An 11,451-nucleotide genomic window follows, 5' to 3' on the forward strand; every position below is an offset into this window, starting at 1 on the left:
GCATGAATCGATTTATCATAAAACTCTTAATTTTTTCCATATTTCCAATAGGGACACTTTATGCTGTGTTTTTATTAGAGAACGGTACTGCAGATCCTTTTTACCAAAGATTTACGACTCCTAAGCAACATGCGTTGATACTGGGCAATTCGAAAGCTGCACTAGGAATTTTACCTTCGATATTAAATGATCGACTAGGTGAAATTTATCCAGCTAAACTTTACAATTATTCATTTACCGTTTATAATTCTCCCTATGGACCTGCCTATCTGGAAAGTATTAAAAATAAATTGGCCAACTTTGAAGGTAATAGATGTTTTATTATAACAGTTGATCCATGGAGTATTTCAAGTGATATTAAAGATCCAAATAATCCAGATAAGTTTGCTGAAAATGAAAGGTTTATTTCCAATGTAAAAAATGTCAATGTATCACCTAATCATGAATATCTTAAAGAATGGTTTTCAAAATCCTATTATGAAATAGTTTTACTGAGATTCAAAAATAAATCGTGGAAATTGCACAAGGATGGGTGGTTTGAAACTATAGGGGCTATTAGGGAAAGTACTATTAATAAGAATAGAGATTTTATGGTGACTTTTTACGAAGATTATTTAACAAAATATAGTTATTCAAGCAAAAGGTATGAATACCTTCAGGAAACCATATCTTATTTAAAATCAAGAGGCGCTGTTTACCTGGTAAGAATGCCTTTACATCAAGATATTTTCGAAATTGAAAATAAATTGGATCCAGAATTTAATGCCAAAATGATAAATTTGGCTGAACAATATAATTTGATTTATTTTAATTTTAACGAGCTATCAAAAAGTTGGAAATTTACAGATGGTTTACATTTGACAGTTGAATCTGCCAAGGATTTATCAAATTTACTTTCTGATAATATTTTATTGAATAATTAATAAAAAAAAATTAGCAGATCTGTATATGAAAATAGTATTTATATTTATAAATTCATTTTTTTCAATTGAATAATGTATCTCAATATTTTTAATCAATTATAATGTCAACTTTAATCATTAATAATATTATATAATCGATTGAGTTTTATAATTAAGAAAAAAAAGTTGATCTTTATTCGAAAAAGCATTTTATATCAAAAATTAAAAAACGCCTATTTAAGGGTTAGACCAGTCTTAAGGTATTACTTCAATAAGAGAGGGAGGGATAAAATATTTGGAGAAAATATAATTTTCATATATAATCATATTCCTAAATGTGGAGGAATTAGCTTTTTGGTGACACTAAAAGAGTTTTTTTGTCTAATTGAGGATTACCCACCACAGGTGTTTTATTTTGATAAAGAAAATGGTAAGGAAGAATTAAAACGATTTGAATTTAATACTCCATATTATTTAAGGTTAAAACCTTATCAAGTTCTAGCCGGAAATTACTTTTCTCCTATGTATAGTTTAAGTACAAGATACCCACAGGTTCTTCAAATCCAAAGAATTAAATTATTGATATTTTTATGAGATCCTTTGTCTCATCGGATTTCATTATATTCGTATAGCCAACAAAAAGGTCATAATTATGCGAAAGGTTATTCGTTGGATGAGTTTCTTTTAAAAGAAAGGAATTATATTGCTGGGTTTTTAAATATGGTCCTGATAATTATCAAAAGGTTTTAGATCATTATTTATCATAGGAAATATGAAAATTCTTAGTGATTCGACTCAAATTTATTCTGGTCTATTTAATATGAAATTGAATAGACCAATTCCTCAATTGAATCAATCCAATTCTTCAAGATTCTATTTCTAATGAAACTATAAATAAGTTTAAGAAAAATAACAAGCTGGATTAATTGATATTTTCATACTCTTTAGGTTTTTTAGACAAAAGAATGGTGAGTAAAAGTGATAATTTAAATTGATTTGTATTTATAAATTTAATTAAAAATTAAATCTTGGAAAATTTGAAAACAAAACTTAAAATATTTGTCAAACGGTATTTTTATTATTTCACCTATTTTTATCAACATTTAGGGAACAAAATGCTGATTGCTTTTTTTTTGAGTATGTGCGTTGCTCTAATGGATGGATTAGGATTGACTATGTTTCTTCCATTGCTAGAACTAATAGATGGTGGAACTAGCCAAGGAGAAGGTTTAGGGGGACTTGGGTTTGTTGTTGATTGGTTGAAAAGTATTGGTTTGGAATTAACCGTGCCTGTGGTATTATTGTTTATGGTATCTTTTTTTATTATCAAGGGTGGGTTTAAGTTTATTGAATCCTACTATGCTACATTATTGCGTAGGAATTTCATAAAAAAGCTTCGCTTTTCAACAGTCGACTTACTAATTGGCTATAATTTCTTACACTTTACCAAGGCAGATTCGGGTAGAATTCAAAATACTGTGAGTGGTGAAGTTGTTCGGGTTGTGACTGCATTTAGTAATTATTTTTTTTTCCTTCAGGCAATAGCTATGATTGTGGTATATGTAACAATGGCTATGAATGTTAACCCTCAATTTACCTTATTCGTTGTTTTAGGTGGTTTGCTTTCAAATATGTTATATTCGGTGATTTATAAAAAAACCAAAATTTATTCTATAAAAATTACTGAAAACACCCATCTTTTTCAAGGATTCTTAATTCAATTGGTTGGACATTTTAAATACCTAAAAGCTACTGGTACTCTTAAGAAATATGGTGTCAACCTAAAAGAGAAAATTCAAACCATTGAAGACCAATACATAAATCTTGGATTTTTGTCTTCGGTGGTAACAGCGATTAGAGAACCAATAATTGTTGTAATAGTAATTGGTGTTATTTTGTTAGAAATTTTAGTATTTGGAGGTAGCTTAGGTGCAATACTTTTGAGCTTGTTGTTTTTTTATAGATCGCTTACTTACCTAATGGCATTACAAGGATATTGGAATGAAGTGATGGCCAATTACGGATCTTTGGAAAACATTAAATCGTTTATGAACGAACTTAAAATAGGAGAGGAACATCAAGGCAGTAAAGTTTTCCAAAGATTTCATTATGAGCTATGTTTTGATTGTGTTTGTTTTGGGATTTCCAATCAATCTATTATCAATGATGTATCATTTAAGCTTAAAAAAAACCAAACTATGGCCATTGTAGGTGAGAGTGGTTCTGGTAAAACTACTTTAATGAATCTTATTTCAGGCCTATTATTGCCAGATAAGGGATATATTACAATCGATGGTATTTCTATAGCTGATTTAAACAGAGAAAGCTTACAATCACGAATAGGGTATATTACCCAAGAGCCTGTTATATTTAATGATACTGTGTTTAATAATGTTACTTTTTGGGATAAAGATACTCCAGAAAACAGGGGTAAATGTAGGGAGGCACTTAGGAAGGCATCCGTACTTGATTTTATTGATAAATTGGAAAATAAAGAAAATGAATCATTAGGTAATAATGGAATCATAGTGAGTGGTGGCCAGAAACAGCGGATTGCTATAGCCCGTGAACTCTACAAACAAGTTGATTTTTTGTTAATGGATGAAGCTACATCAGCCCTCGATTCAGAAGTAGAAAAAAATATTCAAATGAATATTGATGCATTAAAAGGTAAAATAACTATAATAATTATAGCACACAGATTGTCAACAGTTCGAAATGCTGATAACATCCTATTATTAAGAGAAGGTATGTTAGAACAGCAAGGCACTTTTTCGGAATTAGTAACAAGTTCTCCTCAGTTTAAAAAAATGGTTTCATTGCAAGAATTTTAGTTTATCCTAGATTAATAATTTAAAATAATTAATAAATGTAATAATTAAGACAATTTCGAAAGAGCAGTTTTATCTGTTTTTTTTGATTCCTAGTTGCTTACATCAATAGTAATTATGATGGATGGTTCTATGGTAGACTCAATTTCTACTTTTAGATCCATAGCTAACATTAGTTCTTTAATTCGAAATTATCACAATCCTAATGAGGATAGAACTTTTATTTTTATTGAAAATTAAATAATATAATTAATATTTTATTAGTTTACATAAGTTTCAGAAATGATATGTTTACATCTATTAAAAAAATGATAATTTCTAAAATTGAAAGACGAAATTATGACATTATTAGAAGTGTCTCCAAAGAAAAGATGCTCGAATTTTTGAAGAAGATTTACCCTAAAAAAACAAAACATGATTTTATTAGAATGGGAGCAAATTTTGATGGCGGGTATTTAGTTCCTGACAACCTATCAGAAATAGGGGCATGCTATTCGCCTGGAGTTTCTGATATTAGTGAGTTTGAAAAAGACTGTATCAATCGAGGAATGAAAGTTTATATGGCAGATAAAACTGTAAGTAAGCCAAACCTTAAAGGCAATAAATTTCATTTTTTAAAAAAACATATCGGATGCATCAACTCCGAAGAGTTCATTACTATTGACAAATGGGTAATAAAAACTTCCAAAAAGTCAGATACTGACTTTCTTCTTCAAATGGATATAGAAGGGTTCGAATATGCTTCAATAATTAATATTTCTGAAAAATTACTTAATAAATTTAGGATTATCATAATTGAATTTCACAGTCTTGAATCAATTTGGCATCCTCATTTTTTTAGTATTATTGAGGTAGCATTTTCTAAACTTCTGGTAAATCATAGTGTTGTACATATACATCCAAATAATAGTTATGGATCAATTGTAAAGAATGATATTAAAATACCTAAAATTATTGAAGTTACTTTTTTGAGAAAGGATAGTGGAGTTTTAGAGGAATATCAGACTAAATTTCCGCATCCTTTGGATAAAGATAATATTAAAGGAAAATCTATGGTTTTATCTAAAGATTTGTTTTATTCAAAAAATGAAAGAATTAAATAAAACATTTATTGTTAAACCTTTCGGTGGTTTAGGAAATAGAATGAGGGTAATTTCCTCATTTTTATTTCTCAAAAAAATGTTTAATGCTAAACTGAAAATAATTTGGTTGGCAAACGATGAATTAAATGCAAACTATTTTGATTTATTTCAAGAACATCCTGATTTTGAGGTATTGAAGGATTTAGGTTCTTTTAAATATGTTAAAACATCTTATCAAAAGTCATTATTTAAGAAGAAAGTAGCAAAGTTAATAAATTTTCTTATAGGTATTGACTATTGTGTATTTGATTCCGATATGCATAAAGGATACGATGAAGTTGTTTCAATTATTAATGATAATAATGTTATTTTCTTTAATACTTGTGAAGAGGTTTATCAATTTAATGAAGGGTTGAGGAGTATTAAAATTAGATCTGATCTAGAAACAAGATTAGCTCGTATTTTAGTTAATTTAAATTTCGACAAAAAAACTTTTGGAATTCATGTTAGAAGAACCGATCATAATATAGCAATCAAGTCTAGTCCATTGATTCTTTTTGAAGAAGTTTTAGATAATGAATTTAAAAATGACTTGGAATTAAAAGCTTATATTGCTTCTGACGACATAAGTGTAATTAGTGAATTAAAATTAAAATATAAAGGTCGAATTGTATTTATGTCAAAAGTTTTTGGAAGAGATACCAAAGAAGGAATTGTTGATGGCCTTATTGAACTATATCTCCTCTCAAAAACTTCTAAAATTTATGGGTCATACTGGAGTTCCTATTCCAAGATAGCAGGCCGTTTATCAGGTGTACCTGTCATTTCTTTACAAATTGAAAATTGATTTTAATTTGACATTTATATATCATATCATTTCTTTTTAATTGAAATTTTAATTAAAATTATATAAAATAATTTATTAATATTATTTATTACTTGGTTTTAAATTTTTCATATGAGGTTGAAGCATTTTATTAATATTTTCATATACAATCGATTATTAGCAATGTTGAATTTTTATTCACCATTCACAAAAATAATTATTGGTAATAAATTTATTAAATGGGATATTGTATTTGACTTTGACAGAACTTTTGAATCTAATTTCCCAATTAACAAGAAATTTAATTTTATTCAAATAGGTGGAAATGACGGCATTAGTTTTGATTCTATATTCGATAAAATTACAAGTAGGGCTTCAAAAGGTATCATATTAGAACCTTCCCCAAGGTATTTTGAACAATTAAAATTGAATTATAGAAATTTTAAATCCATTCTACTTCTTCCCTATGCGATATTCGAAAAAAGTGGAATTTTGAAACTTTTTGAATTGAATGAAATTGGCTTGAAAAACCATCCTGCATGGGCCGCTGGAATTGGTTCTGTAGATATTCAACACCTTACTAATTTAAATGTGAAATTGGAGGAGATTTCAACAGTTAAAGTGGAGGGTATAACTTTTGACTATTTGTTAGAATCATATCCTCAATTTTCAAATGTTGACTATTTGCAAATAGATACAGAGGGGTATGATTTTGAAATTCTTAAATCTATTGATTTTACTAAATTTAAAGCTAAAATGGTTAAGTTTGAATTTAAAAATTTGGCTGAAATTGAGCAAAATAAAGCGATTGCTATTTTTTGTGATGACTACTTTTTATTCAAGGATGAATTGGATTTAGTATGTATTAGAAAAAATTTGAAAATTAAATGCCGAATTTAAAAATCCTAATTATCCCATCTTGGTACCCTACTCCCCAGAAGCCATTAAGAGGCTCTTTCTTTCAGGAACAGGCAAATTTCCTTCAAGGAAAAGAAGGATTAGATTTGCGTGTTTTGTATGGAGAAAAGAAATCTTTTACATTGATCAGGTGGGTTTGGCTGTTCTTAAAATCTTTGTTAAAGTCTGATTGGCCAATATCAGCTAGCAAAATTCAACAAGGACCAGTTGCTTTTGGATTTAATCTTCCAGTTAATAGAAGGATTCCTGATAGACTTCAAAGGTTTTTTGAAATGCAATTGTATCAAAAATCCTTTCAAAATTTTATTGGTTTTAATTGGGTTCCCAACCTAATTCACGCTCAAAGTGGTATGGATGCGGGAATTTATGCACATGATATATCAAAAATTCATAAAATACCATTTGTCATTTTAGAGCACCAGGTTTTTGTATTTCACTATTATTCAAGGATTAGAGCTAAATTGATTTTACATGCTTTTGAAGTCGCAATTAAAACAGCTGCAGTTAGTTTTGATGAACGCCGTCAAGTTTTGATGAATCAGCCAAATTGTAACCCTGAAGTTATCTGGAATTTTGTTGACGAAACAAAATACCAAATCCGATTAGAGGATAGAAAAAAGGTATTTACCATAATTACTATTCTTAATTCATTCCCCATAAAGGGCTTTGACACCTTTTTGGAAGGCATCGCTGAATTAATGAAAATAACTCAGGATTTTAAATTCATTATGATTGGTAAGGGGGCAGATGAAGATTCTAATGATTCAGCTTCCAATATCTTTATTAGAAAAAGTAAAGAACTGGGTATTTACAATTACGGAATTTTTGAACCATTTATTGAAAGAGCTCAAATCTCTAGTATCCTGAATACTTCTCATGTATTTGTATCTCCAACTATTCAAGAGCCTCATGGAATAGCCATTAGGGAGGCCATGATGTGTGGGCTTCCTATAGTGAGTACAGCCAATGGTGGATCAGAAGACAGTGTTAACAAAGAGGTAGGATTAGTGGTTCCGGTGAAAGATTCTAAAGCTTTAGCCAATGCTATTTTTCATATTAAAAGTAATTATTCTAAATACTCTCCCGAAACAATTCGAAAACTGGCTGTAAATCAATGCGGCCGAAATTCTTTTTTAAAAAAAATGATTTCGTTTTACAAAATAAGTTAAGTTGTTTAAGGTCTCTGTAATTATTCCAATTTATAACGTTAGTAGCTTCTTAAAGAAAGCAGTAGAGTCCGCTTTGGCTCAACCAGAAGTAGACGAAGTTATATTGATTGAAGACGGCTCAAAAGATGATTCTTTAAAGGTATGCCGAAATTTAAAAGCGGAATATAATAACATTGTACTTTTAAGACATCCAGAAGGGGAAAATAAAGGTGTTGGTCATAGTAGAAACTTAGGAATTGTAAAAGCCAAAAACGAGTATATCGCATTTTTAGATGCCGATGATTGGTACTTGCCTGATAGATTTGTTGAAGATAAAATACTGTTTAAAAACACTTCCATAATGGCAACATTTTCTTTATCGACTATCCAATATCCTGACGGTAGTAATGAGTTGTTTGGCTGTCAAGAAGATTTTCTTAATACATTACAGTCTGAAAATGTTAAAGAGGTTTATTGTCACATTTTAAAAGGAGATATTATTTTAGGCCATACCAATGCAAATACTTTTAGAAGACAGGTTTTTGATGATGTTGGAATGTTCGATCCTAGGTTACCTTTACATCAAGATTCTGAATTATGGTTTCGAGTGGCTAGAAAATATTTGTTTTTTCCTAGCCAACTTCGAAAACCTGTTTCTGTAGCAAGAAGGCATAAATCTAATCGAATAATTCATCGAAATACGAAATCACTGCTTAAGATGTTATTTGTTTGGATTGATAATATTGGGATAAATAATCTGTATGATTGTGAGTATAGGAGCCTAATATACTTTTTTGCCAGATCTCAGACCAATTCTATTAGAATTAACTTTTTTAGGAAGATATTGTATAAAATTTGGAGAATAAGCTTATTACCAATTAGAAAAGTTTTCGCACAGTTGTTTTATAAAATAATGGCTAAAAAATTTTGATGTACATATCTATTGTTATTCCTTATTATAAGGATAAGGTGCGCTTATTAAATTTATTAGCCCTTTTAGAGCACCAAGAGCTTGGGAAAGAATACTGGGAAGTATTGGTGGTAAATAACGATCCTTTAATACCTTTAAGTTTTCCAGAGGAATTTAATGTTTGCTATACGTTAAAGATTTTGGAAGAACCAACCCCTGGCTCTTACGCAGCAAGAAACATTGGAGTGAAATTTGCAAAAGGTAATATTATTGGCTTTACTGATTCAGATATGCTTCCTGATCCAAAGTGGATTCAAGTTGCATTTAATAGGTTTAAAAATGATGATGAGTCGAAAATTGGAATTTTAACTGGGCCTGTACCCCTTTTTTATAAGGACCCTCAAAAACTTAGTCCAGCTGAGACTTACGAAAAATACACCGGTTTTGATTTCGAAGGCTATGCTAAAGAAGGTGCGTGTGGTGCAGGAAATTGGTTTTCGTATAAAGCAGTACTAAATGAGTTTGGTGGATTTAGAGAGGATTTAAAATCTAATGGCGATACAGATTTATCATTGAGAATATCTTCTAGATACAGCGTTCTTTATATTTCTGAATTAATCAATAGGCATCCTGCTCGTTATTTTACCAAAGATTTGGTTTTTCGATATAGACGGATCATAGGAGGAGCTTATACTCGTAGATTTATGAAAAATAAAATTGGATTTTTAAAATATACTTTAAATTTCGTTTTTAGGAGATATCGCTTTTCTTTAAAAAAAATTTTCACAGTGCCTTTTCATGAATCTCTCAAAATATTTATGGTTTGCAATGCACTCAATTTAGGTGTCATAAAAGAATATTTTATTTTGATTTTAGGAGGAGAGACTAAAAGATGAATATAGTTGTCGAGTAAATGATTTGTTTTAGACGGATGAAAAAAATTGTCTTAAAGTATTGTTTGTGTCTTTTAAAGGCAATTAATGTCTGTGGTAAATAAGTCTTTTGAAATTTCTTAATAATTTAACGAATTTAAAGCAAAATCTATGTTGGTAGGTTTAAAAAGCAAGGTGTTCAAGTTTTTTGTTGAAAAATACAATCTTATGGTACGGCCAAAATTTGAAACTATGCCATTGCCAAAAATTGAAGAAGAGCATGTCGTTAACCTAAGGGCTTTGGTCAGCAGAGAAGCATTGTTGGAACGCCTACCTAAAGGTGGTGTAGTGGCGGAATTAGGAGTAGATTTTGGAGGTTTTAGTGAAAAAATTCTCCATTTTAATAAACCGGCTAAGCTACACTTGATTGATGTGTGGCAAAGTAAACGCTATCCTGAAACACTTTTTCAGAAGGTTAGTCAAAAATTTTCAAAACAGTTAGATTCTGGTCAGGTGATTATCAATAGAGGTTATTCTACAGATGTAATTAAGGACTTTGAAAATGAATATTTTGACTGGATTTATATAGATACGGCACATTCTTATAAAGTAACTAAATTAGAGCTTGAATTGTACAGACCTAAAATGAAAAATGGAGGTATAATAGCAGGTCACGATTTTATTGTTGGAGAAATAGATGTCCCTTGGAAATATGGTGTCATAGAAGCTGTTTATGAATTTTGTAAAGAATACAATTGGGAAATTATTTATTTGACTATGGAAAGAGAGATTTCCCCAAGTTTTGCCATAAAAGAAATTTCTTAATCACTAAGCAAATTATTTTGGATCCCTTAGTATCAATTATCATCCCTGTTTACAATAAATCATCCTTTATCAAAGAGACTTTGGATTCTGCATTCGGTCAGACTTACCCGAATATTGAGGTTGTTTTAGTCAATGACGGTTCGACGGATGATTCATTGGTTATCTTGGAGGGATATAAGGAGAAGTATCCAGATAAGGTCGTTTTAATCGATCAGGTAAATGGTGGAGTATCCCAAGCGAACAATGTAGGGATTCAAGCAAGCCAAGGAGAGTATCTTCAGTTTTTGGATGCAGATGATTTATTGTCACCTGATAAAATAGAGAAGCAAATATATTTGTTAAATGGTCAATCTCCGGCAGTCATTTCTTCGTGTGAATGGGTTATGTTTAAAGAAAAACCATCTGAATATTTCTGTATTCCTTATGGAATTTTTAAAGATTTTGAATCGGGTATAGAATGTGTTTTGAGATTTTGGAATCAACAAGAAATGATGCAGCCTGCAGCTTATCTTTCCCATAGATCTTTAATAGAAAAAGCAGGAGACTGGGATGAATCCCTAATTATCAATCAGGATGGTGAATTTTTTTTAAGAATTTTGCTTCACGCAAATGAAGTTCTTTATGATCCACATGGCAGGGTTTATTACCGACAACCCGGATTATCCAATGTTTCCCAGCAGAAGTCTGAAAAAGCATTTATTTCACTTTTGAATTCTTACCAAACTTATGAACTGAATGTGCTTTCTGTAGAAGACTCAGATCGGGTTAGAAAGGCCTTAAAGAAAGTTTATCAAAAATTTATATATGATTGTTTCCCTAAATACCCTCATTTAATTGCGAAAGCAGAGGGGCTAATGAAAAGTTTGGGAATGCCTGAAAAAACGTACATTGGAGGACCAAAATTTCAGCAAGTTTCTAAAATATTGGGATTTAAAAATGCTCTTCGATTAAAAAGATTTATGGGTTAACAAACTTCCGTAATAGGATTTACCGTCATTGCGAGGGGCAAGTGTAAGAGATATTTATTTTAATCGGTAAGGTCCCGAAGCAATCCCCTAAAGCAGAGAGATTGCTTCGTCGTTCCTCCTCGCAATGAATTGTGTATAATATCAAGTTTTAGTTCAAAATTTTATTTTG

Annotated in this window: 10 protein-coding genes; all 10 read left to right on the top strand. The window is 30.3% G+C overall.

Annotated elements, in window-relative coordinates; translation table 11 throughout:
- Window positions 1-2 precede the first annotated feature (2 nt).
- The 10 genes from AAC073_RS20365 (at window position 3) to AAC073_RS20410 (ending at window position 11,282) form a co-directional block, all read left to right on the top strand.
- A complete protein-coding gene (locus AAC073_RS20365) occupies window positions 3-923 on the top strand; it encodes a hypothetical protein (RefSeq protein ID WP_339925654.1) in 921 nt (306 codons plus the stop codon).
- A gap of 1,007 nt (window positions 924-1,930) precedes the next feature.
- A complete protein-coding gene (locus AAC073_RS20370) occupies window positions 1,931-3,736 on the top strand; it encodes an ABC transporter ATP-binding protein (protein ID WP_339925655.1) in 1,806 nt (601 codons plus the stop codon).
- A 305-nt stretch (window positions 3,737-4,041) separates the two neighbouring features.
- The gene (locus AAC073_RS20375) at window positions 4,042-4,836 is read left to right on the top strand and encodes an FkbM family methyltransferase (RefSeq protein WP_339925656.1); all 795 of its coding nucleotides are present in this window, start codon (window positions 4,042-4,044) and stop codon (window positions 4,834-4,836) included.
- Window positions 4,820-5,662 carry a hypothetical protein gene (locus tag AAC073_RS20380; RefSeq protein ID WP_339925657.1) on the top strand — a complete coding sequence of 281 codons (843 nt, stop codon included), beginning with the start codon at window positions 4,820-4,822 and terminating at the stop codon, window positions 5,660-5,662. The genes AAC073_RS20375 and AAC073_RS20380 overlap by 17 nt, the downstream gene beginning before the upstream one ends.
- A 111-nt stretch (window positions 5,663-5,773) precedes the next feature.
- On the top strand, window positions 5,774-6,541 hold the full coding sequence (locus AAC073_RS20385; protein ID WP_339925658.1) for an FkbM family methyltransferase: 768 nt from the start codon (window positions 5,774-5,776) through the stop codon (window positions 6,539-6,541).
- Window positions 6,529-7,728: a glycosyltransferase gene (locus tag AAC073_RS20390; protein ID WP_339925659.1), complete on the top strand. Its 1,200-nt coding sequence runs from the start codon at window positions 6,529-6,531 to the stop codon at window positions 7,726-7,728. Before AAC073_RS20385 ends, AAC073_RS20390 begins: the two co-directional genes overlap by 13 nt.
- 1 nt (window position 7,729) lies before the next feature.
- Window positions 7,730-8,638: a glycosyltransferase family 2 protein gene (locus AAC073_RS20395; RefSeq protein ID WP_339925660.1), complete on the top strand. Its 909-nt coding sequence runs from the start codon at window positions 7,730-7,732 to the stop codon at window positions 8,636-8,638.
- Window positions 8,638-9,513, top strand: a complete 876-nt coding sequence (locus AAC073_RS20400; protein ID WP_339925661.1) for a glycosyltransferase family 2 protein — start codon at window positions 8,638-8,640, stop codon at window positions 9,511-9,513. Before AAC073_RS20395 ends, AAC073_RS20400 begins: the two co-directional genes overlap by 1 nt.
- 228 nt (window positions 9,514-9,741) lie before the next feature.
- Window positions 9,742-10,314 (top strand): class I SAM-dependent methyltransferase, encoded by a 573-nt coding sequence (locus AAC073_RS20405; RefSeq protein ID WP_339925662.1) that lies wholly within the window; start codon window positions 9,742-9,744, stop codon window positions 10,312-10,314.
- A gap of 17 nt (window positions 10,315-10,331) precedes the next feature.
- Window positions 10,332-11,282 (top strand): glycosyltransferase family A protein, encoded by a 951-nt coding sequence (locus AAC073_RS20410; RefSeq protein WP_339925663.1) that lies wholly within the window; start codon window positions 10,332-10,334, stop codon window positions 11,280-11,282.
- Window positions 11,283-11,451 lie beyond the last annotated feature (169 nt).

The organism is uncultured Cyclobacterium sp. (assembly GCF_963977555.1).
Taxonomy (GTDB): Bacteria; Bacteroidota; Bacteroidia; order Cytophagales; family Cyclobacteriaceae; genus Cyclobacterium.